Here is a 21795-nt window from a genome sequence, read left to right on the forward strand (position 1 = left end):
GGTGATAACGATAAGGACTCTTAGGATGCAGCATGAATGGAATGTCCTTTCCTAGTCAGCCGCTTTTCCCTGTCAGCAATTCAATATGGCGTACAAACAGGTAGCTATGACTCCACTGGTAATGTTGCAGATAGCTTTGCTGTAGCTGTTCGTACGGTAAACAAGTCAGGCCATATAATGGATCCGCAAGCCAAACGTTATCTTCTTCATCCACACCATAAATGACGACCAGATGCCAGCCGATGAAATATCTCATCGCCACTAATAACGGATGACCTGACTGTAGATGCGACTTGAGCTGTATTAAGGGCAGGATGCCTTCCTGCTCTTGGTATTCTAAGTGCATATGCCGCATCGCCTGCAGAGGTGAGCATACCTGATCACAATTAGCACCCAAGACTTGGCGGGCAAACTCCTGTTGCGTTGGGACAAACTGCCGCTGATAAAAGCGACCCAGTGAGATCGCTATCGCAGCCCAGCACTGCAAATGTCCCTGCTGGGCTTCAAGTATGAAAGGCAACACCCTATTCATTAGTACACCTGTATCAGCCGTTGTTCGGTCAATTGATGCAATCTATGCAAGCATTCTTCCGGGGCGATTTGCAAAAATTGGCACAGTTGATCCAGACTTCGCTCTTCCTGCACATAGTGCAATAACGCTTGCTGTCGTGAAGACAACTTTAAGGCTGGACGGTAGCGTTTAAATACGACCTGCCACCCCTGTGGCCCATTTTGTACATAGCTGATGGCTTTGCTGTGCACCACACGAAAGCTATTGAACAGTGCATTGTGGCTGAGTTGGCGTTGACTTGATGTTATTGCTGTAGCGCTGTTGTCTTCGACAGGAACATCATAATGCTGGCCTGCAAAAATCAGCTCCGGCACCTGCCATTTCAAACATGACCATAGCGTTTCTCTGGCTGTAGCAGGCAATTCAACGCCATATTGCTGATCGGTTAACACGCTGCAAATACCGTCAAGTTCAAGCTGCGGCAACAGCAACTGTAGTAGCCCCAGCACCCATTGATTAAGTTGCCGACAGGTATCCCCATCAAACGGAAGTGGCACCGTATACTCTCTGCTGATTAATAGGCTGAGTCCCGGCACGCCAATACATTGCTGTGCCTGCCCTGTGTCGTTGATGCGGCCAAAGGCAATACAACGGTCAGCACTATGTACCTCTAAACCTAATTGCTGACTGCATTGTCGCAGGCTTTGCAAAATACAGGCAGAAATCTGTTCTGGGGAAGACTCTTTATTCGACAGCGGCCGGTTCAAAATGGCCTGAACCACCCGGGGAGCCAATGCCTCTGGCAGCGGGTTTGACAGCCAATGCACGGCTGTCCGGAGCCAGTAAAATAAGGCTTGCTGATGTCGTTCTTGTAAGGCCTCTAGCTGGGCCAAACAAAAATTCATATAGAGCAAATCGCTTTCATTACGCAGTTGCTCGTTGACTGAAAAACCTTGACGATAATAGTGTTCTGCTTTTGAGAAGTTCCGCTGTTTTTTATAAATGCGAGCAAGATTAAGACAATTAATATAAGTCAGATGCCAATCCGGTGTTTGTAATAAAGCCAATTGCTGTTCAATGGATTTTTCGATCGCCAATGCTGCTTCCGAATCCCCAAGCCGCAACTGATTCAGCGCCGAAATATTCAGTAAATAAAGATACAAACGGGGGTCATGCTGTGGATCTAACAACTGACGGGCTTTGGCAAAATATGGTTCGGCTTGAGCAGGCTGACCGGTCATAACCAGTCCCCAGGCTTTGCTCTGATAAAGTGAAGCTTGCACGTCATCAGGCAGGCTGATATCAGGCAAGGCACCAGCCGCTGCGCGTGAAAAATCCATTAAAGCAATAGCAATCTTCTGTTTCTGTGCTTCAATTAATGCCTTCTGCAAAACAGATAACGGTGATTGTTCAATCTGTTCGAGAATTAAATAAGCCAGCTCGTATCCGCCTTCAGCAAATCGTATCCCGGCTTGCTGTTGTAAAAATTCAATATCCTGTGGTTGTTGCTCCAATGCAAACACAACGTTGAGTTCATCAGGCAGCGATGGTAAACAACTAGGTTCTATCGACGTCGATGGGCGTAAATTAGGCGATAGCAACAGATTACCGTCAGCAAGCTGTACCATTTCTGCCGGCTGTTCGAGATCGGGTTGCAGCCAGTTTGCTGACAATATGCCAGGGATGGAAAATTCTGGACGTTTTAACGCAAAGCCGTCCTTCTGGTTGAGCTTTGATACCGGTTTATTATTGATTTTGAATTGAAAATCTTCTAATTCCGGCAGACTTGCATCAGAGCGTAATAACAAACCCAATCGGAAACCATAGGATGGCGCCGCATTTGCCAGTAGCCTGAGTAATTGCAAATTCTCACTTCCCCAGAGCTGGTCAGCGACAGGAGCAACAACGAGGATGAACTTTCGTTGCTGTTGCGTGAATGCGGCAATCAAACGGCGCGCGAATTGATACGCCGTTATAAAATTTTGATCGCCTTCACTTTCATTATCAATAAGCAGTCGAATAGTTTCAGCATCCCCTCCTTGCAAGGAGGCACTGCTGTACAACTCAGGCTGTACCTTGGTCGGTGAGGGGATACCCAACTGAGCTGCTAACTGATGCGCTAACCAATGTCCACGCCAGCTCCCTAAGCTCAGATCGGCAAACAGACAATCAATGCTGGCATCCTGCCAGCCGATTTGGGTTTGTAAATCACAAAGACGGTGCCAGTGCCATACCTCAAGTAGGGGTGGCGTTATTTGACGGGTGATCACCGGCAGTTCAGTGGGCATCAGGTTCATCGTTTCCTCCTGCACATAAGCCGTTCATATAGAGGATGGAGTGGTTCAGCCCGTCTAGTCCCAATAAGTTGTCTATTTTGCGGTCATAAAAACCACCAATATTGATCACGCCAAGCTGTAATGCGGTAGCAGCAAGATTAATATTCTGCGCGACATGTCCGGCCTCCAAAAGGCAGAAGCGATACCCTTTATTACGGTATTTAAAAATGGAACGTTGAAACATCCCGGTGATAAAGATGACCACAGATAGCTGTTCTGCCAGATCGCTCTGAAACTCAACTAGAGCTTGTGCCAACTCTGAATGAAAATTGCCAGGTTTGATAAAATGCAGCGCATTAAGCACCGGTGAATAGTGATAAATCCCAGCAGCCAAACCTTCAATCTGCCCTGAATGGTAAAAATACAATTCCAGTGGGTACAACGCACCACCGGATGGGACAGTCCGAAAGGGGCGCTGGACACCAGGATTATTATTGTTATCTCTAGTCTCACCATAGGCGAAATGCAGAATAGTACGTAACTGTGTCAATGTCAGTGGCGCAGCATTAACTTTAGCTGGCGTTTGTCTTGCCTGAATAATTGCCGAGAAATCAGTGTTGATGGGTGACAGCGTTTCAGGTAACAGAATAGGTTCAAAATTTTTATACGGCAGGCTGGTATACAGGTTATTCATTTCGGCAACAATCTGCTCATTTGGCAGTGCTGCATCATAATGACTGGTTTTGGAACTTTCATGGAATTGCTCCCAAGCCATATCAGCGGAGTCAGATTCCAGTGCGATTTTTTTCCATAAAGAATTCAGCATAAATGGCCTTTTTCAGCAGCGATCATGGGAATGGGTGGGGGAATGGATTTCCGGTAGAGTCTGGGGCTACACCAGGAAAACCAAGTAATTGTGGCACTTGCCACAAACGTTTACCGCCCAGAGGCCTATTGTGATGTCCCATAAATAGCGGGTGATAGCCGGGGATCATCGCTCTGATGACCCAAAAACCAAGTTCACGAACATCTGGCGTCGTAATATCGCAAATCAGTGCCTGATAACCCGTCAGTTCCAACTTATTGACCATATTCTGCAAGCTGATGGCATGGGTGCTGCCGGTAAAGTCAGGCATGTCCTGAAAATCACGGAAATGGGTTGATGCATGCAGAAAATCGGCGTGTCGAGCATTCGCCGGGTTCAACCAGAAATTGACATGATCCGCTTGCCCCCAAATGTTGTTGTATTCAGGATCATCTTCCAGCCGTGGGAGCTCACCTTTCATCTGGAAAGCATATCGCTCCGTATGTGCTAATTCTTCCAATGCCTTACGGATAGCCTCTTCAGCGCTTAACGCGACAGATGCAGCCACGACTAGCGGCACGTAGTCCGTATTGTGACGAGCAACAGCCATAACGGCCGGAATCTGGCTTTCATTACTAATATCCATCAGATACACCTGATAGCCGACAGCAGTAAAACGTTGTATTAAATCGCGATTGGTATCAGAAAGATTATCTTGCCTGATATGGTCACGGCTCAACCTTGCTTGCCATGTGATCATGAAGCAATCTCGCTCAATGACCTCGCACAAGCCACCAATAGCCGCCTCTTCAAAACTGCAATGGCAGGACAGTCCAGTAGAAATAGGTTGTCCAATCGGCGTCTCATCTCCCCCCTTATAAAAAAAGTAGGGCACATAAACCATTGCGGCCGGTACATAAACTTGCGTGCTACTTTTTAAATGTACAGCAGGTACCCAGCGAACGGGGGATGAAGGTAGAAACGGATCAAACATGAAATCACGATGGCTATATTGTGCTGATGAATACAATACAAACTGCTCTGGATGCACGCAGGGGAAAGGTGCACGTTCATAACTGGTGAGCGGCATTTGCGTCTTATCGTAAATGGCCGCGCAATAACGTTCTATGGCTTCCCCAATGGTTTTGGCTAGCGCCATTTCACGACTGGCAGCGGCTCCACCACCCACCACGAAATTGCGGTACTCACAAAAAGCTTTGGTATCCGCAGCAGTACAGATGTAACGGAAAAACCTCGGCGAATCAGCTTCTACTGGGTGTTCCTGTACGTGTCCGATAATACCTGTGCGATTATCTAAAAGGTACGGCATCACATCCGTCATTCGGGATAACGGGCTTTTTAACTCAATTTTCATAATCACCTGCCGTTTGCCTAATCTCGTCCCACTCTTCATCAGAGGTGATTTGTCGATAAAGGTTGACCTTAGGTAAACCATGTAAACCGCTACAGACTGGGCAACGAGGAGCTTTTAGTAGTTTCCGTCTGGTCATATTGCCAGCAAGCAAATCAACCTCACATAGCGTTCCAACTTCCCACTGAATGTTGCTAATAAATTTCACGAGATCGAATCGCGCAACAGCAGCCAAAGTTTGCAACATCGACTCGTGGTAAGCGGCAACCTTCTGACCAGCAAAAGCGTGCTGTTCTGTGATACGGCGCTCTGCAAATCCGTTGCTATGTGAGTTTTGTCGTAATTTAAGACACGTCAAACAGGCACTTTCCTGTGGAATAACTAAAGGACCCGCATAGCCAACCATGTTTTGCAGTAACGCGGGATAGAAAGTCAGTCCCTGCCTGACCGCATATTCATTCCAACGCTCAAGTAAAAAGAAACTGCCAAACTCTGAAGCAGCAATCACAAAACCTATTTGCGAATCATATTTCCCCGAAAAAATCTGATCTTCACTGACAATACGATCCGCCTGCTGCTGCCAGAAGGTAATCGATAGCTGAAGCTTATCGTCAAAGAAATCAATATTTCTCAGCATAGGATCATCAACAATTAAATAATTCTGCAACCCTTCACGTTGCATTGCCTGAAGCAGAGATTTGTTAAGTTTATTAATGCCAACAAATAACCAATATTTCTGGTTTAGAGTACTGGCCACCTGTTGCTGATGTTGATTAAAATGCCAGTAAAATACTTCCTGGGCAGGTTCAACAGATAACTGTTGATTAGTAGACTCTTCATCTGTTTGCAATTGCAAAAAACGTTTTTCTAAAAGTTTTTTCAGTAGTTCTTCGACCAGTGGCTGCACTGATGCAGCAAAAAAAAGTTTCAGTTCATCAACAGAATAAGGCTGCTGCTGCAATGCTTTTTGGATTACCCGCATAATCAGCAAAACATTTAGATCTGGAATTAATATTTGCGTCAAGCCTCTTTTAAGGATGACAGAACCTTCCATCTCAATGATCTGTATCGGTAACAGGATTAATTTTTCACTCATGGAGTTCCCTTATATGCCCAGTGAATAGCTCATAACAGAAACTGCACTACCATAAGGGGATAGTGGCAGTGCAGTATTAAGATTAAGCTGCGTGCACAACCGCTACAGCGGTACAGCAGCATGGCGTACAAGAACAACAGCAGCTTGCACCGACAACAGGGCTAGTCGATGAACCATAGAGGCTATGTTTGCCAAATGCTTCCTCGATCGAATTTAAATCACGGACAGTAAGTTTTTCAGTACGAACTGTGTGATTTTTCCATGACAGCGCAAGCAAGTCGCCTTCCAGTAACTGACGTGCATCTTCAGTCAAAATAGAAGCACCATTACCTTCAAGTAAGGAGGTAATTGGATTATTAAAATCCGGATGATCTTTAATAGAAACCATATAAAATTTCTCCATCAGAAGCATGTAATAAATACATACCATCAATAAACCCACGGTATTACATGAGAGAAAAACTCCGGTAATAGCAGCGGGAGAAATAGGTCTTATCGACCTAGGAAAAAGCATAGTTCAGTGCTTTTAAAAATAGATGATTTTGTTGGCCTGTTCTGGAGCGATTTATGGCATTGGCCGACTGGCCTAATCCGTTCACAGACTCGGAGTAAATATTGACACGTAACCTTTAAAAACCGATTTAAGAGAAATTAATCATATGAGTTCTGCTTTAAAAAATCATAATATGGCTGAGGAAATTAGCGTTTATAATCCTGTGGTTTTTAGTGAAAGATAAATATGAAACTGAATCATTTAAACAATAAATAATGCGTTAGAAGAATTATGAAATGCCAATAATTTCTATTTTATGTATAACCGTTTAACACCTTTCAGCGGCTGTTTAAGGGAAAAATTATTCGTTCAAAGCGCAATTAAATATGGAGAAAAGTATCATCACGCTATGTGTTTTCAACCCCTCCGCCGATAAGCATCAGTTTGTACGTCATATTGTTATGTCTGACCAGCTTTTTACCATAATGCCATCAGCTTATTTATGTCAGTAATGGCATCCTGATGGGAGGCTGCAATATCCTGGCATATGCTAACGACGAGGATTGAATGTATACGCCAAAATGTATACTCACAGGTATGTTGGTGTGGGTTAACTCAAGCTAACACAAGAAAATAAGGGAGGGACTGGGGTGAACGGAAGGAAAAATCAGCAAATTCGTGGGCTTGAGACAAAAAAATAGACGTCGATAGACGTCTATTTTTTATGTTGGTACCGAGGACGGGACTTGAACCCGTAAGCCCAATCGGGCACTACCACCTCAAGGTAGCGTGTCTACCAATTCCACCACCACGGCATCACAGTTACTGCTTTAAAACGTTTACTTCGGAATGTCACTCGCCGGCGTTGAAGGCGCAGCAGGTGTTGTCGTCTGCTCAACTTTCTCTGGCTGGCTCAGGTTATCCCATGCTCCGCCTCTTTTCTGTAGCGAACTTAAGTTGCCCAGAATAAGACTGATAATGAAGAACAAGGTCGCCAGTATCGCCGTCATGCGGGTCATGAAATTACCAGCGCCGCTCGAACCGAACAAAGTGGCAGAAGCACCTGCTCCGAACGAGGCTCCCATATCAGCACCTTTACCCTGCTGAAGCATGATCAAGACTACCAGCCCGATCGATACCAACAGGAAAATTACTAATAGAGCTTCGTACATAGTCGTACCCGTTAACCGTTTTCCCCATGATTCATGGAGATGCTGTATTCTGGCGGTAAACCGCGTGTCATTCCGCTAAGCAGGATATAGTGTAAATCCCTTATCAAGCGGGTCTGAATACTAACCAAAGGATGTAGCGTACGCAAGGGTAATTTGGTCACCGCAGCTTGATTGCAGAAAAAAACAGCGGCTTTCGACGCAAGATGCCTATCGAAAACCTTATCTACCTGATTGGTGGATCAAAAACCTCAGTTGACGGCTTTCACTGCATCAGCAATACGATTCGCCAACGCTATCACTGTCTCTTCGTGTTCGCCTTCAACCATAACGCGGATAAGTGGTTCAGTACCAGATTTACGCAGCAATACTCGTCCGCGTCCGGCCAACTCTTTTTCTACATCCTGCGTAATCTGCTGCACAGTGCGGTCTTCCAGCGGATCGTTTTCACCCGTAAACCGCACGTTAACCAGTATCTGTGGGAATAACTTCATACCACTGCATAAATCGTGCAAACTCATATGGTTTTTCACTATCGCGGTAAGGACTTGCAAACCGGCAATCACACCATCACCCGTCGTGGTTTTATCTAACAGAATGACGTGGCCGGAGTTTTCCGCACCGATGCGCCACCCTTTTGCCTGCATCATTTCTAACACATAGCGGTCGCCCACCTTGGCACGAGCAAACGGGATACCAAGTTGCTTTAAGGCGACCTCAAGCCCCATGTTGCTCATCAGAGTACCCACCGCGCCACCACGTAGTTGCCCTTGACGTAGGCCTTCACGGGCGATGATATACAGAATCTGATCGCCATCGACCTTGTTACCCAAATGATCGACCATGATGAGCCGATCGCCATCGCCGTCAAAGGCCAAACCAACGTCCGCCTTTTCAGCCAGAACGCGAGCCTGTAGCTGTCTGACGTCCGTTGCGCCGCACTCTTCATTGATATTCATGCCATCCGGCTCACAGCCAATCGCGATGACTTTAGCACCAAGCTCACGCAAGACGCTGGGTGCGATATGATAGGTGGCACCATTGGCGCAATCGACAACAATCTTTAAGCCATTAAGGCTCAGCTCGCTCGGGAAAGTCCCCTTACAAAATTCGATATAGCGCCCAGCCGCGTCCACAATGCGGCTAGCTTTACCTAACTCAGAGGATTCAACACACGTCAGCGATTTTTCCATCTCAGCTTCAATGGCTTCTTCCACGTCATCAGGCAGTTTTGTGCCGTCAATCGAGAAGAATTTAATACCATTGTCGTAATACGGGTTGTGAGAAGCAGAAATAACGATACCGGCTTCAGCACGGAATGTTCGAGTGAGGTAAGCAACCGCAGGCGTAGGCATCGGGCCAGTAAAAGAAGCCGACAAACCGGCAGCGGCCAGCCCAGCTTCCAGCGCAGACTCCAACATATAGCCAGAAATACGGGTATCTTTGCCGATAATAATTTTACGCGAACCATGTCGCGCTAGCACTTTCCCTGCTGCCCAGCCAAGTTTAAGCACAAAATCAGGGGTAATCGGCGTATCGCCAACCTTGCCACGTATACCATCGGTACCAAAATATTTGCGGTTACTCATTTATTTTTATTCCTTCGCAGAAAGGGTGGCCTCAACAATGCGCATGGCATCAGCCGTTTCTTTAACATCGTGAACGCGAATAATCTGCGCACCCTGCATCGCCGCGATGACTGCGCAGGCGATGCTGCCGTGAACCCGCTGCGCAGGCGGTACATTGAGAATCTGTCCAATCATGGATTTCCTCGACATGCCAACCAGAAGAGGCAGTTCAAAACGATGTAACTCGCTCAGACGAGCCAGAAGCGCATAATTATGGGCAAGATTCTTACCGAATCCGAACCCAGGATCCAGCAATAGCTTACTTTTCGGAATATTGGCGCTCACACAGCGATCAATCTGCTGCTGCAAGAAATCGCCAATGTCTTGCATCAGGTCATCATAATGCGGTTTGTGCTGCATAGTTCTCGGCATACCCTGCATGTGCATTAGGCACACTGGCAAACCGGTTGCAGCAGCAGCGTCCAGAGCACCAGGCTCTTGCAAGGCACGGATATCATTAATCAGATGTGCTCCCGCCTGCGCCGATGCTGTCATCACTTCCGGCTTTGAGGTATCGACCGAGATCCATACGTCAAAGCGTTTAGCAATCGCTTCAACCACGGGTACCACACGATCAAGTTCTTCTTCCGTGCCCACATCTGCCGCTCCAGGACGCGTCGATTCTCCGCCAATATCGATCAGGGTCGCGCCAGCAGTAATCATCTCCTGAACGTGCAGTAATGCAGCATCGAGCTTATTGTGTTTGCCACCATCGGAAAAAGAGTCCGGCGTAACATTAAGAATACCCATAACGTGTGGGCAGGAAAGATCCAGCGTTGAATCTCTGGCAACCAGTTGCATGCTTTACCTCCGCATTCTGGTGTAGTTAGCATGAAATATGATTTGAAGAACATTACCAGTAAAAAACCCCAGCCTGAGCTGGGGTTTCGTAACGTTACAGACGTCTATCACGAGCGAATTATTTGTCGTCCACTTGCTCAGACATTGTGTTACCAGGATTAGGCGTTTGCGGCTCATCCACTGGCGTAGGGGCTTTAGGTGTACCGCCGCCATTACCAGAATCGTTGTCAGAGCGAGACTCTTCCCAACCCGCTGGTGGACGTACATCTTTCTTACGTCCCATCAGATCGTCGATCTGCGGTGCATCAATGGTTTCATACTTCATCAACGCGTCTTTCATTGAATGAAGGATGTCCATATTTGCCATCAACAGTTCACGAGCACGAACATAGTTACGTTCAACCAGAGATTTCACTTCCTGATCGATGATGCGCGCCGTTTCGTCTGACATGTGCTTGGCTTTTGCTACTGAGCGACCGAGGAATACTTCACCCTCTTCTTCCGCATAGAGCAATGGACCCAGTTTTTCAGAGAAACCCCACTGCGTCACCATGTTACGGGCGATCGAGGTTGCAACTTTGATGTCATTGGACGCACCAGTAGAAACGTGCTCCACGCCGTAAATAATTTCTTCAGCCAGTCGACCACCGTATAGCGTAGAGATTTGGCTTTCCAGCTTCTGACGGCTCGCGCTGATCGCGTCACCTTCAGGCAGGAAAAAAGTCACACCCAGTGCACGACCACGTGGAATGATCGTCACCTTATGGACCGGATCGTGCTCTGGAACCAGGCGACCGATGATGGCGTGCCCCGCTTCATGATACGCCGTCGATTCTTTCTGCTTTTCAGTCATTACCATGGAACGGCGCTCTGCACCCATCATGATTTTGTCTTTCGCTTTCTCAAACTCAACCATCGAAACAACGCGTTTGTTACCACGAGCGGAGAACAATGCAGCTTCGTTAACCAGGTTCGCCAAATCTGCACCGGAAAAACCAGGTGTACCGCGAGCGATAACGGATGCATCGATGTCTGGAGACAGCGGTACGCGGCGCATGTGAACTTTCAGAATCTGTTCACGACCACGAACATCTGGCAGACCAACAACAACCTGACGGTCAAAACGGCCTGGACGCAGCAACGCGGGGTCAAGAACATCGGGACGGTTGGTCGCCGCAATAACAATAATGCCTTCGTTGCCTTCAAAGCCGTCCATCTCAACCAGCATTTGGTTCAGCGTTTGTTCACGTTCATCGTGACCACCGCCCAGACCTGCGCCACGCTGACGGCCAACGGCGTCGATTTCATCGATAAAGATGATACAAGGCGCGGCTTTCTTTGCCTGTTCGAACATGTCACGGACACGCGAAGCACCGACACCGACAAACATTTCAACGAAGTCAGAACCTGAAATCGTAAAGAAAGGCACTTTCGCTTCACCGGCAATCGCTTTTGCCAACAGCGTTTTACCTGTTCCCGGCGGGCCGACCATCAGAATGCCTTTCGGAATTTTACCGCCCAGTTTCTGGAAACGGCTAGGCTCGCGCAGGTACTCGACCAGCTCGCTAACCTCTTCCTTCGCTTCGTCGCAACCGGCTACATCAGCAAACGTCGTCTTGATCTGATCTTCAGTCAACATGCGCGCTTTGCTCTTGCCGAAGGACATGGCACCTTTACCGCCGCCGCCTTGCATTTGACGCATGAAGAAAATCCAGACGCCAATCAGTAACAGCATTGGGAACCAGGAAATAAAGATAGAAGCCAACAAGCTCGGTTCTTCCGGTGGCTCACCAACGACTTTCACGTTCTTCGTTAGCAGGTTATCCAGTAGCTTGGGGTCATTGACAGGAATGTAAGTCGTGTATCTGTTGCTGTCTTTTTTGATAACACTGATCTCACGCCCGTTGATACGTGCTTCACGGACCTGATCCTGATTCACTTCAGTCAAGAAGGTTGAATAATCCACCCTACGGCCATTCGACTCGCTGGGCCCAAAGCTCTGGAAAACAGACATCAGCACAACTGCGATGACTAACCAGAGAATTAGGTTTTTCGCCATGTCACTCAAGGGATTAACCTCATATTACAACTGTGTTAAAAAACAGCGTTAGGGTACTACAGTTTGCGCCCTGTCGCTACAATATACACTTCACGAGACCGAGCACGTGAGGCGTCTGGTTTACGAATTTTCACCTTCGTAAACAGGGAGCGAATTTCCCGCAGGTATTCATCAAAGCCTTCTCCCTGAAACACTTTCACCAGGAAACTTCCGCCTGGCGCTAATACATCCCGACACATACCAAGTGCTAATTCAACCAGATACATCGACTTCGGAATATCAACAGCTGGTGTACCACTCATGTTAGGGGCCATGTCAGACATCACCACCTGAACTTTGCTATTGCCAACCCTTTCGAGCAAGGCTTTGAGGACAAGTTCATCACGAAAGTCCCCTTGCAGAAAATCGACGCCAACAATCGGATCCATCGGTAAAATATCACACGCGATAATTCGACCACTTCCACCAATTTGCGTGACCACATATTGTGACCAACCGCCAGGCGCAGCACCTAAATCTACAACCGTCATACCGGGTTTAAACAGTTTGTCGCCCTGCTGTATTTCGTCAAGTTTAAACCAAGCACGTGAGCGCAGCCCTTTTTTCTGGGCTTGCTGCACATATTTATCGCTAAAGTGTTCCTGCAACCAGCGACTGGAGCTTGCAGAACGCTTTTTATTCGCCATCGATTTTCCAACTATTCTCAGTAACACGCTCGTGGTGGGGAGAAACTTCTCACATATTACCAATCAGAACAGTCAAATTGGTTATAATCATGAGATGGCGGTAGAATGAACCGTTTTCAATCCCAACCTAAGTAAAAAAGACAATGAACCTAAGTAATAAACAAAAACAACACCTGAAAGGCTTGGCACATCCGCTAAAACCGGTTGTCATGCTGGGCAATAACGGTCTCACCGAAGGTGTTTTGGCTGAGATCGAACAAGCATTGGCACATCACGAACTGATCAAGATAAAAGTCGCAACAGAAGACCGCGAAACCAAAGCCTTGATTGTGGAGGCAATTATTCGTGAAACGGGTGCCGCTAACGTTCAGGTTATCGGCCATACGTTGGTGCTCTACCGTCCCGCGAAAGAACGTAAAATTGTGTTACCACGATAACACTTTTTATTTCAGGATACTCGGTTTTAACGGAAAGGTGCCACGCCTCTCGGTTAGAGAAAAGGCCGCAAGCGGCCTTTTTCTTTTCTTTACAATTTTTGCTGTTTTAATCAACAATGCGGCAAAAATTTATAGATATTCGACCTTCAGAATCTCATATTCCACGTCCCCTCCGGGGGTGCTGATGACCACAACGTCATCTTGCTCTTTTCCAATCAAGCCACGCGCAATCGGTGAATTCACAGAAATCAGATTTTGTTTAAAATCGGCTTCATCATCACCAACAATCCGGTAAGTTTGCTCTTCCTCCGTATCCAGATTCATCACTGTCACGGTCGAACCAAAAATAACCCGTCCGTTCGCAGTCATCTTCGTTACATCGATAACCTGCGCGTTAGACAGTTTGGCTTCAATGTCTTGAATACGCCCTTCACAGAAGCCCTGCTGCTCACGTGCAGCATGATATTCTGCATTTTCTTTCAGATCGCCGTGCTCACGCGCTTCGGCAATCGCCGCAATAATTTCAGGTCGGCGAACAGATTTCAGGTGGTCAAGCTCTTCGCGCAACTTTTCAGCGCCACGCAACGTCATCGGAAATTGTTTCATATTATCTATACCTCTAAAAAGTCTGTAAGACTCAAATAATCGTCATCCTGACGCGCTAAAAATCAAAGGAGACGGAGTCTCTGCAACGTCCCAGTCCTCACTGGACATAAAACAAAAGCAACCAGCCCCGGAACAAAATTTCCAGGCTAGCAGCGGTTTTGCATTTTGATACGTATTTTACCCCAGAGTTCAATGAGGGTCATCGTTTACTTTAGACCTTATTGCACCGTAGTATGACCACACGTTACCCCGTTCTTAGCTGAGATTATGCGTTTTTCATCGATTGTTACTGGACTCGCCTGCGCTTTTGTTCTGCATGCCAATGCAGCTTCTGTTGAAGATCATCGTCAATATCTGCCTGATGGCGCCAATTTGGCGTTATTGGTACAAAAAGTTGGTGCAACAACACCCAGCATGGCCTTCAATAGCCAGCAAATGGCGCTGCCTGCCAGTACGCAAAAGGTGATAACCGCATTAGCTGCATTACTGCAACTGGGTCCAGATTATCGATTCATCACCACGATGGAGAGCCATGGCCCGGTAACCAGCGGCATTTTGAACGGCAACCTGATCGTACGGTTTGGCGGCGACCCAACCCTGAAGCGCCAACAAATACGGAATATGGTGCAGGAATTAAGGAAACGAGGGATACAGGAAATCTCAGGCGATGTGCTGATCGATACTTCAGTTTTTGCCAGTCACGACAAAGCACCAGGCTGGCCCTGGAACGACATGACACAGTGCTTCAGCGCCCCGCCGGGTGCTGCAATTGTCGATCGTAACTGCTTTTCCGTCTCACTCTACAGTGCGCCTAAAGCGGGTGATAATGCATTTATCCGCGTTGCATCCTATTATCCGGTGCAGATGTTCAGCGAAGTGCGCACGCTAGCTAAAGGCTCTCCCGATGCCCAGTACTGCGAACTGGATGTAGTCCCCGGAGAATTGAATCGCTTTACGCTCACTGGCTGCCTGACTCAGCGCACGGAGCCACTTCCGCTGGCGTTCGCTATTCAAGATGGGGCCAGCTATGCTGGCGCTATCGTTAAAGATGAACTTCAGCAGGCGGATATCCGCATTAAAGGCAGCCTTCGCCGTCAGACACAGCCGGGTTCAGCGGGAAGTGTACTCGCTCAGACACAATCAGCCCCGTTACACGATCTGCTCACTATCATGCTGAAAAAATCGGACAACATGATTGCGGATACGGTTTTTCGCACCATTGGGCATGAACGCTTTAGCGTACCAGGAACCTGGCGTGCAGGTGCAGATGCCGTGCGCCAGATCCTGCGCCAGAAGGCGGGGGTGGATTTAGGAAACAGCATTGTCGTGGATGGTTCAGGCCTGTCAAGACACAACCTGATTTCACCGGAAACAATGATGCAGGTATTACAGTATATCGCGCAACATGATAATGAACTGAATTACATCACCATGCTTCCACTTTCCGGCTATGACGGTACGTTACGCTATCGTGGCGGCCTGCATGAGGCTGGCGTTGACGGCAAGGTTTCTGCTAAAACCGGGGCATTACAAGGCGTATACAATCTCGCTGGCTTCATTACCACCGCGAGCGGACAGCGTATGGCATTTGTGCAGTTCCTGTCCGGCTATGCCGTACCGCCAGAAGACCAGCGTGCACGTCGCGTCCCGTTAGTAAGGTTTGAAGGCCGCCTCTACAAAGACATTTATCAGAGCAACTAATATAAGAATACGGCCTTATCCTGACAGGATAAGGCCGCGATAGGCGAGAATTGACTAGCTGAAGAATGGATTATTTTTGATAGATAATCTCAACGCCTTCATCATCTTCATCGTCCCAATCATCATCCCACTCTTCTTCGGCTTCTTTTTCTACTTCAGCCAGTTGTTCACGGTGATAATCATCCCACATGAACTCAACTTTCTCCGGTGCACTTTCAGCAATCGCTGCTATTTTCGGATTGGCTTTCAGGAAGTTCATCACGTCCCAGCAAAGTGGAGTGACACCTTCACGGTTTGCCGCAGAGATCAGATAGTATTTATCATCCCAGCCAAGCGCAGCCGCAATATCTTTGGCACGTTTCTCTGCTTCAGCCTTATCAATCAAATCAACCTTGTTGAACACCAGCCAACGCGGTTTTTCTGCCAAACCTGCGCCATACTGCTCTAACTCGTTGATAATAATTTTGGCATTTTCAACCGGATCTGACTCATCGATCGGTGCCAGATCAACCAAATGGAGCAACACACGGCAGCGTTCAAGGTGCTTCAGGAAACGAATACCCAGCCCGGCACCGTCGGATGCGCCTTCGATCAAACCAGGAATATCCGCCACAACAAAGCTCTGCTCGCTATCCATGCGGACCACGCCAAGGCTCGGCACCAACGTAGTAAACGGATAATCGGCCACTTTTGGCTTCGCCGCAGATACCGCACGAATAAAGGTCGATTTACCCGCATTAGGCAAGCCAAGCATTCCCACGTCGGCCAGCAACAGCAGTTCTAGCGTCAACTCTCGTTCTTCACCCTTCGTACCGTTGGTTTTCTGGCGGGGAGCACGGTTGACGGATGATTTAAAACGAGAGTTACCCAAACCGTGCCAGCCGCCTTTCGCCACCATCAGATTCTGCTGATGACGCGTCATATCACCCAGCACCTCGCCGGTGCCCTGATCCAGAACGCGGGTACCGACAGGGACTTTAATCGTAATATCTTTACCGCGTTTACCGGTGCAGTCACGGCTTTGTCCATTTTGTCCACGCTCAGCGCGGAAGGATTTTTCAAAACGGTAGTCGATCAGCGTGTTCAGGTTTTCGTCTGCCAGCAGGTAAACATCACCGCCATCACCGCCATCACCGCCGTCTGGACCACCGTTAGGAATATATTTTTCACGGCGAAAGCTGACACAACCGTTACCGCCATCGCCCGCCACAACGAGAATTGTGGCTTCATCTACAAACTTCATTGATTCTCTCCGCAAAAAACCAATAGAGAATATCTACGTGTTTTAGGCTTGTTATTGGTTCTCTTTGGCGTAACTTTTTGATTTTACGGTATGTAGAGTATATCTACTCACCATTAAAAAAACTGACGCACCAGAACGCATTCCAGCAAAGGAGCAGGATTGTACCTGCCCGCTTCAATAATTTCATCTGTATTAAAAATAAACAACACGTGCAGAATGTCAAAATACGGCAGTGACCACTGCAATACGCTTTCTCTTAAGCTATTTTTGCGCCATCAATGGCGGCACAAATTCTTTCTTTCCAGGGAAAAGGCGATGTCCGATCGCTGAAAACATAGCGCCAGCAACAACGACAAACGCTCCAACATAGCCAATCCAATTTAACACTGGCGCAGCAAAAAAAGTCGGCCACCCTAACGCCAACAAATCGGAAAATAACAGCGTAAACAACGGTGTTAACGTAATGACCGCGCTAACCTGTGACGCCTGCCAGCGTGCCATAGCCTCTGCTAGCGCACCATACCCAATCAATGTATTGGCGCCACAGAATAGCAGGCAGATAAGCTGCCATCCGCTAAGTTGGAAAATAACCTCAGGCTTGGCAAAAGGCGTAATAAAGACGACACACAGAACATACAGAAGAAACAAAATCTGCGGTGAAGTCAGACGCCGTAACAGAACTTTCTGCGCCACGCCATAGGATACCCATACCGCCGAAGCACACACACCCAGCAGTACACCCAGCGTGTAGTCCGTCAACCGAGTAAAAATCTCGATCAGGCTGGTATTGAAGAATAGGATCAGGCCACAGATCAGCATGATCGCCCCGATGATCTGCGTGCCACGCATCTTTTCCTTTAGGATAAGCACGCTGGCGAACATCATACCAACGGGGGAAAGTTGCCCAATAACCTGAGATGCTGTCGGGCTCAGATATTGCAGAGACGAGCTAAAAAAAACAAAATTACCTAACAGCCCCGCCGTCGCAATCAGCAGCAGAACCCACCAACGCCGATGACGGAAAACTCGCATTGGCGGTAGCTTCTTACGGGATGACAAAATAATTCCGAGTCCAATTGAAGCGATAATAAAGCGATACCAAACAATCGTATAAGGCTCCATAACCACCAGAACCTGTTTCATGGCTATCGGCAACGCCCCCCAGCAAACAGCTGTGGTAAGCGCCAGACAAAGACCGATACCCGTCTGTTGTTTAGTATGCATACTTATCCAGATGGCTTACTCAGAATCAGAATGTAAAAAGCCCCGCAAAGAATTGCGGGGCTTAAATCCGTAAGACCTAACGCGAAAAATTATTCAGAAACGATGCTGATAAATTTACGGTTTTTCGGGCCTTTAACTTCAAACTGAACTTTACCATCAGTCAAAGCAAACAGAGTATGGTCTTTACCGCAGCCAACGTTAGTTCCTGCGTGGAATTTGGTGCCACGTTGACGAACGATGATGTTGCCAGCCAGTACACTTTCGCCGCCAAAACGTTTTACGCCCAGACGTTGTGCGTTAGAGTCACGACCATTACGGGTTGAACCGCCAGCTTTCTTGTGTGCCATTTAATCCGCTCTCCTAATCTTAAGCGCTGATGCCGGTAATTTTCACGTCAGTGAACCACTGACGGTGGCCTGCTTGCTTACGGTAGTGTTTACGGCGACGGAACTTAACGATCTTCACTTTTTCGCCACGACCATGAGCAACAACTTCAGCTTTGATTTTACCGCCATCGACGAAAGGAACGCCGATTTTGATTTCTTCACCATTAGCAACCATCAGAACCTGGTCAAACTCAACGGCTTCACCAGTTGCGATGTCCAGCTTTTCCAAGCGAACGGTTTGACCTTCGCTTACTCGGTGTTGTTTACCACCACTTTGGAAAACTGCGTACATATAAAACTCCGCTTTCCGCGCACCCGTTAATAGGTTTCAGAGCACGCTATAAATATTCATAATAGGGCGCGAATTCTACGCAAAAATACTGAGGATGACAAGTGCATAATCAACGGATGTGAAGAAAAAGAATACAACGTATGAACTGCCGTTTATCTCTCTCATTTTTCAAGTACAATCGGCTTAATCAGTTTCGTCTTGCCGATATGCAACAGCAATCTTACGGCAGTGTTGAAGACATACGTTGGCACAAAACATGAATCTAGAACAAATTACAACATTAACTGCGCAGGATATGGCAGCTGTTAATAAAGTCATTCTTGAACAACTAAATTCCGACGTCGTTTTGATCAACCAGCTTGGCCATTACATCATCAGCGGTGGAGGGAAACGTATACGCCCGATGATTGCTGTGCTTGCAGCCAAAGCCCTCGACTATGAAGGTAACAAACATGTTACCGTCGCTGCACTGATCGAATTTATCCATACCGCAACACTGTTACATGATGATGTGGTAGATGAATCTGACATGCGCCGGGGTAAAGCGACAGCGAATGCTGCCTTTGGCAACGCAGCGAGCGTGCTGGTTGGAGATTTCATTTATACCCGCGCCTTCCAGATGATGACCAGCCTTGAATCGTTACGCGTATTGGCACTGATGTCAGAAGCGGTAAACATAATTGCTGAAGGGGAAGTCTTGCAGTTAATGAATTGCAATGACCCAGATATCACAGAAGAAAGTTACATGCGCGTCATTTACAGCAAAACAGCGCGTTTATTTGAAGCCGCAGCCCAGTCTTCATCCATCCTTGCTGGCGCGACACCAGAGCAAGAAAAAGCACTTCAAGACTATGGGCGCTACCTGGGTACCGCGTTCCAGTTAATTGACGATCTGCTTGACTACAGTGCAGACGGTAAAACGCTAGGCAAAAACACGGGCGATGATCTCAATGAAGGCAAACCGACGTTGCCACTGCTTCACGCTATGCGTCAGGGTAATGCGGAACAGAGTTCGCTAATTCGTAAAGCGATTGAAGAAGGAAACGGGCGTCATTTGCTAGAGCCGGTTCTTGCTGCGATGCAGCAATGTGGTTCACTCGACTATACGCGCCAACGTGCGGAAGAAGAGGCGGATAAAGCGATCAGCGCACTACAGCTGCTACCGGAAACGCCATATCGTATAGCACTTGAAGGCCTCGCCCACCTAGCTGTACAGCGTGATTTCTAACGTAGCGTAGATTCTTATCCGACAACATCGTTAATTCATCCAATTTGTTTGATTCTGCATAAGTAGCGCTGCCTTGCAGCGCTACTCGTTCGCCAGACTTAGGCAGTCTGGTCGATTGTGACATCATCCAGCCGAGACAGCATCGCTATTGTCCCTTCACGCAAGATGAAATTAATCAGCCGGGTTCGTTCCTCAACGGAAAGTTGATGGAAAATATGCACCCACGATGACAGCAGGGTCGGCTCATTATCTATACGATAATATTCGGTTGGCGGATTCTCTTTTACCAGTAGAGAGTTCCTGACCTCATTCGGCAAACTGCGAATAGAGTATTCGACGCCACGCCCTTGAACCCCTTTTCGTCTGCGTTTTTCCCAACCGTCGTCACGTGCTCGTTTGTTCAGCCCTTGTGGGGATTTAGGCAATCCACCCACGCCAACCAGCTCACTTGTTGCAAACCATTCTTTGTCCATACTCGTCACTCCCTTGTTTGTTTTGAACAGGCATTACGTCAACTCGCCCAAAAGTTTCCATATAATAGACTATAATTACCTAAACCGCTAACTTTTACACGTTACCGGCACACCTAAGTGATAGAAGAAATGATGAAATTCTGCACAGTGTCCAAACATCGCGGCCAGAAAAATGCGACAACGCGAGAGAGAATACAGATTCCTTTTTACCGTTAAGGTTAATGTTCGAAAAGATCGCCAGCAGCGAATCAGTCAATTACCATTGATGTGGCAGGTTCATCATCTGATGGTGTGATACCCAACTGGTTCAGCGTACTAGACACCCCAACTCGCAGAATATAAGCAATTAGCTCATCTCTTTCTTTTTCAGATAGTTGCTGATAAATCTGCATCCATACGGCCAATGCCGCAGGCTGTTTCGCCGAGTAGGCGGAAGGCTCGATTTCGAGTAATAGGGATTTTTTTACCGTATCCGGCAAGCTGTGAATTGAATACTCTACTCCTCTTCCCTGGACGCCTTTACGGCGACGCTTCTCCCATCCATCCTCGCGGGCGCGCTTATTTAATCCTTGTCTTGATTTCGGAAGGCCGCCGACTCCAACCAATTCGCTGGTAGCAAACCACTCTTTTTTCATTGCCATTCATCCTGATAGTGCCATCCCTAACAAAAACGCGATCATTTGGAAATTAATTGAGAGTTTTAAGGAAAACTAATGCTATATTATTTCCAAATAATAATGTCATGTTAGCTCAGCATATAACTAACATCCGTTATTTATACCACTAATCGACAGTCGTCTTATAGCAAATAAGGGAAGGATTATGATTTTAAGGAAACAAGACTGGCATCCCGCTGATATCATTGCCGCACTGCGCAAGAAAAATACGACGCTGGCGGCAGTATCGCGAGCAGCCGGATTAAGCTCATCTACGTTAGCCAACGCACTTTCACGCCCTTGGCCCAAGGGGGAATGGCTTATTGCTGATGCGCTAAATATTCACCCATCAGAGATTTGGCCTAGCCGGTATTACAATCCAGAGACCAATGAGCTTATCGACAGAAAAAAACTCATCCGCCCCGATTAAAAAAGAAAAGCCGGAGATCGAGATCTACGGCTTTTTATTTAGGGTATTATTAACATTCAATAATACCCTAAATAGTTCGAGTTGCAGGCAGGCGGCGACGCAGAGAGTCCCCAGGAGCTTACATAAGTAAGTGACTGGGGTGAGCGTGGACAAATTGGCTAAGCCAATTTGAACGTCGCTTGCGACGGCCCTCTAGGACGAGGCTCAGAAATGAGCCAAGTAT

22 protein-coding genes and 1 tRNA gene are annotated in these 21795 nt (G+C 47.4%); 4 read left to right on the plus strand and 19 right to left on the minus strand.

Annotated features, from left to right (window positions below; all coding sequences use genetic code 11):
* Positions 1-55: 55 nt before the first annotated feature.
* From KP22_RS09565 to rlmE, 12 genes are all read right to left on the minus strand, one after another.
* Positions 56-532: a papain-like cysteine protease family protein gene (locus KP22_RS09565; RefSeq protein ID WP_039303208.1), complete on the minus strand. Its 477-nt coding sequence runs from the start codon at positions 530-532 to the stop codon at positions 56-58.
* Positions 532-2610 carry a tetratricopeptide repeat protein gene (locus KP22_RS09570; RefSeq protein ID WP_156107273.1) on the minus strand — a complete coding sequence of 693 codons (2079 nt, stop codon included), beginning with the start codon at positions 2608-2610 and terminating at the stop codon, positions 532-534. The genes KP22_RS09565 and KP22_RS09570 overlap by 1 nt, the downstream gene beginning before the upstream one ends.
* A 178-nt stretch (positions 2611-2788) precedes the next feature.
* Positions 2789-3613, minus strand: a complete 825-nt coding sequence (locus KP22_RS09575) for a SagB family peptide dehydrogenase (RefSeq protein ID WP_052012505.1) — start codon at positions 3611-3613, stop codon at positions 2789-2791.
* Positions 3614-3635: 22 nt separating this feature from the next.
* A complete protein-coding gene (locus KP22_RS09580) occupies positions 3636-4967 on the minus strand; it encodes a YcaO-like family protein (RefSeq protein WP_039323930.1) in 1332 nt (443 codons plus the stop codon).
* A complete protein-coding gene (locus KP22_RS09585; protein WP_039323931.1) occupies positions 4957-6060 on the minus strand; it encodes a TOMM precursor leader peptide-binding protein in 1104 nt (367 codons plus the stop codon). Before KP22_RS09585 ends, KP22_RS09580 begins: the two co-directional genes overlap by 11 nt.
* A gap of 82 nt (positions 6061-6142) precedes the next feature.
* On the minus strand, positions 6143-6448 hold the full coding sequence (locus KP22_RS09590) for a hypothetical protein (protein ID WP_095701558.1): 306 nt from the start codon (positions 6446-6448) through the stop codon (positions 6143-6145).
* Positions 6449-7281: 833 nt separating this feature from the next.
* Positions 7282-7368 (minus strand) — tRNA-Leu (locus tag KP22_RS09595).
* A gap of 24 nt (positions 7369-7392) precedes the next feature.
* Positions 7393-7725 carry a preprotein translocase subunit SecG gene (gene secG / locus KP22_RS09600; RefSeq protein WP_039303191.1) on the minus strand — a complete coding sequence of 111 codons (333 nt, stop codon included), beginning with the start codon at positions 7723-7725 and terminating at the stop codon, positions 7393-7395.
* A gap of 248 nt (positions 7726-7973) precedes the next feature.
* Positions 7974-9311: a phosphoglucosamine mutase gene (glmM, locus tag KP22_RS09605; RefSeq protein WP_039323932.1), complete on the minus strand. Its 1338-nt coding sequence runs from the start codon at positions 9309-9311 to the stop codon at positions 7974-7976.
* A gap of 6 nt (positions 9312-9317) precedes the next feature.
* Positions 9318-10151, minus strand: a complete 834-nt coding sequence (folP, locus tag KP22_RS09610; protein ID WP_039303185.1) for a dihydropteroate synthase — start codon at positions 10149-10151, stop codon at positions 9318-9320.
* Positions 10152-10269: 118 nt separating this feature from the next.
* Entirely contained in the window at positions 10270-12219 is a 1950-nt protein-coding gene (gene ftsH, locus KP22_RS09615) for an ATP-dependent zinc metalloprotease FtsH (protein WP_029368533.1), read from the minus strand.
* Positions 12220-12266: 47 nt separating this feature from the next.
* Positions 12267-12896 carry a 23S rRNA (uridine(2552)-2'-O)-methyltransferase RlmE gene (rlmE, locus tag KP22_RS09620; RefSeq protein WP_039303182.1) on the minus strand — a complete coding sequence of 210 codons (630 nt, stop codon included), beginning with the start codon at positions 12894-12896 and terminating at the stop codon, positions 12267-12269.
* A 143-nt stretch (positions 12897-13039) separates the two neighbouring features.
* Here rlmE and yhbY point away from each other — a divergent pair, with 143 nt between their 5' ends.
* Positions 13040-13333, plus strand: a complete 294-nt coding sequence (yhbY, locus tag KP22_RS09625; RefSeq protein ID WP_039303179.1) for a ribosome assembly RNA-binding protein YhbY — start codon at positions 13040-13042, stop codon at positions 13331-13333.
* 129 nt (positions 13334-13462) lie between these two features.
* On the opposite strand, the gene greA is transcribed toward yhbY, so the two are convergent.
* Positions 13463-13939 (minus strand): transcription elongation factor GreA, encoded by a 477-nt coding sequence (greA, locus tag KP22_RS09630; protein ID WP_039303176.1) that lies wholly within the window; start codon positions 13937-13939, stop codon positions 13463-13465.
* Between the two features lie 267 nt (positions 13940-14206).
* On the opposite strand from greA, the gene dacB reads away from it, so the two are divergent.
* Entirely contained in the window at positions 14207-15640 is a 1434-nt protein-coding gene (gene dacB, locus KP22_RS09635; protein WP_039303174.1) for a serine-type D-Ala-D-Ala carboxypeptidase, read from the plus strand.
* A gap of 70 nt (positions 15641-15710) precedes the next feature.
* Here the strand turns inward: dacB and cgtA are convergent, their stop codons facing one another.
* From cgtA to rplU, 4 genes are all read right to left on the minus strand, one after another.
* Positions 15711-16883 (minus strand): Obg family GTPase CgtA, encoded by a 1173-nt coding sequence (gene cgtA / locus KP22_RS09640; protein WP_039303171.1) that lies wholly within the window; start codon positions 16881-16883, stop codon positions 15711-15713.
* 261 nt (positions 16884-17144) lie between these two features.
* Positions 17145-18107 carry a DMT family transporter gene (locus KP22_RS09645; protein ID WP_039323933.1) on the minus strand — a complete coding sequence of 321 codons (963 nt, stop codon included), beginning with the start codon at positions 18105-18107 and terminating at the stop codon, positions 17145-17147.
* 89 nt (positions 18108-18196) lie between these two features.
* Complete coding sequence (rpmA, locus tag KP22_RS09650; protein ID WP_039303165.1) at positions 18197-18454, minus strand: 50S ribosomal protein L27; 258 nt, start codon at positions 18452-18454, stop codon at positions 18197-18199.
* Positions 18455-18473: 19 nt separating this feature from the next.
* A complete protein-coding gene (gene rplU, locus KP22_RS09655) occupies positions 18474-18785 on the minus strand; it encodes a 50S ribosomal protein L21 (protein WP_010283026.1) in 312 nt (103 codons plus the stop codon).
* Between the two features lie 256 nt (positions 18786-19041).
* Between rplU and ispB the strand changes: the two genes are divergently transcribed.
* Positions 19042-20013 carry an octaprenyl diphosphate synthase gene (gene ispB / locus KP22_RS09660; RefSeq protein WP_039303162.1) on the plus strand — a complete coding sequence of 324 codons (972 nt, stop codon included), beginning with the start codon at positions 19042-19044 and terminating at the stop codon, positions 20011-20013.
* Positions 20014-20111: 98 nt separating this feature from the next.
* Here ispB and KP22_RS09665 read toward each other — a convergent pair whose 3' ends face one another.
* Both KP22_RS09665 and KP22_RS09670 read right to left on the minus strand, forming a co-directional pair.
* The gene (locus KP22_RS09665; RefSeq protein ID WP_039303159.1) at positions 20112-20486 is read right to left on the minus strand and encodes a DNA-binding protein; all 375 of its coding nucleotides are present in this window, start codon (positions 20484-20486) and stop codon (positions 20112-20114) included.
* A gap of 248 nt (positions 20487-20734) precedes the next feature.
* A complete protein-coding gene (locus KP22_RS09670) occupies positions 20735-21121 on the minus strand; it encodes a DNA-binding protein (RefSeq protein ID WP_039303156.1) in 387 nt (128 codons plus the stop codon).
* 187 nt (positions 21122-21308) lie between these two features.
* On the opposite strand from KP22_RS09670, the gene KP22_RS09675 reads away from it, so the two are divergent.
* Complete coding sequence (locus KP22_RS09675; protein ID WP_039303153.1) at positions 21309-21572, plus strand: helix-turn-helix domain-containing protein; 264 nt, start codon at positions 21309-21311, stop codon at positions 21570-21572.
* Positions 21573-21795 lie beyond the last annotated feature (223 nt).

The organism is Pectobacterium betavasculorum (assembly GCF_000749845.1).
In the GTDB taxonomy this organism is placed as follows: domain Bacteria; phylum Pseudomonadota; class Gammaproteobacteria; order Enterobacterales; family Enterobacteriaceae; genus Pectobacterium; species Pectobacterium betavasculorum.

Excerpts from the sequence above, each read along its gene's own strand:
- KP22_RS09585 (WP_039323931.1), bottom strand. The coding sequence starts at position 6,060 with ATGAGTGAAAAATTAATCCTGTTACCGATACAGATCATTGAGATGGAA.
- KP22_RS09575 (WP_052012505.1), bottom strand. The coding sequence starts at position 3,613 with ATGCTGAATTCTTTATGGAAAAAAATCGCACTGGAATCTGACTCCGCT.
- ispB (WP_039303162.1), top strand. The coding sequence starts at position 19,042 with ATGAATCTAGAACAAATTACAACATTAACTGCGCAGGATATGGCAGCT.
- greA (WP_039303176.1), bottom strand. The coding sequence starts at position 13,939 with ATGAAACAATTTCCGATGACGTTGCGTGGCGCTGAAAAGTTGCGCGAA.
- cgtA (WP_039303171.1), bottom strand. The coding sequence starts at position 16,883 with ATGAAGTTTGTAGATGAAGCCACAATTCTCGTTGTGGCGGGCGATGGC.
- KP22_RS09565 (WP_039303208.1), bottom strand. The coding sequence starts at position 532 with ATGAATAGGGTGTTGCCTTTCATACTTGAAGCCCAGCAGGGACATTTG.
- rpmA (WP_039303165.1), bottom strand. The coding sequence starts at position 18,454 with ATGGCACACAAGAAAGCTGGCGGTTCAACCCGTAATGGTCGTGACTCT.
- rlmE (WP_039303182.1), bottom strand. The coding sequence starts at position 12,896 with ATGGCGAATAAAAAGCGTTCTGCAAGCTCCAGTCGCTGGTTGCAGGAA.
- KP22_RS09590 (WP_095701558.1), bottom strand. The coding sequence starts at position 6,448 with ATGGTTTCTATTAAAGATCATCCGGATTTTAATAATCCAATTACCTCC.
- KP22_RS09665 (WP_039303159.1), bottom strand. The coding sequence starts at position 20,486 with ATGGACAAAGAATGGTTTGCAACAAGTGAGCTGGTTGGCGTGGGTGGA.
- KP22_RS09675 (WP_039303153.1), top strand. The coding sequence starts at position 21,309 with ATGATTTTAAGGAAACAAGACTGGCATCCCGCTGATATCATTGCCGCA.
- secG (WP_039303191.1), bottom strand. The coding sequence starts at position 7,725 with ATGTACGAAGCTCTATTAGTAATTTTCCTGTTGGTATCGATCGGGCTG.
- KP22_RS09580 (WP_039323930.1), bottom strand. The coding sequence starts at position 4,967 with ATGAAAATTGAGTTAAAAAGCCCGTTATCCCGAATGACGGATGTGATG.
- yhbY (WP_039303179.1), top strand. The coding sequence starts at position 13,040 with ATGAACCTAAGTAATAAACAAAAACAACACCTGAAAGGCTTGGCACAT.
- glmM (WP_039323932.1), bottom strand. The coding sequence starts at position 9,311 with ATGAGTAACCGCAAATATTTTGGTACCGATGGTATACGTGGCAAGGTT.
- KP22_RS09645 (WP_039323933.1), bottom strand. The coding sequence starts at position 18,107 with ATGCATACTAAACAACAGACGGGTATCGGTCTTTGTCTGGCGCTTACC.
- KP22_RS09670 (WP_039303156.1), bottom strand. The coding sequence starts at position 21,121 with ATGAAAAAAGAGTGGTTTGCTACCAGCGAATTGGTTGGAGTCGGCGGC.
- dacB (WP_039303174.1), top strand. The coding sequence starts at position 14,207 with ATGCGTTTTTCATCGATTGTTACTGGACTCGCCTGCGCTTTTGTTCTG.
- folP (WP_039303185.1), bottom strand. The coding sequence starts at position 10,151 with ATGCAACTGGTTGCCAGAGATTCAACGCTGGATCTTTCCTGCCCACAC.
- rplU (WP_010283026.1), bottom strand. The coding sequence starts at position 18,785 with ATGTACGCAGTTTTCCAAAGTGGTGGTAAACAACACCGAGTAAGCGAA.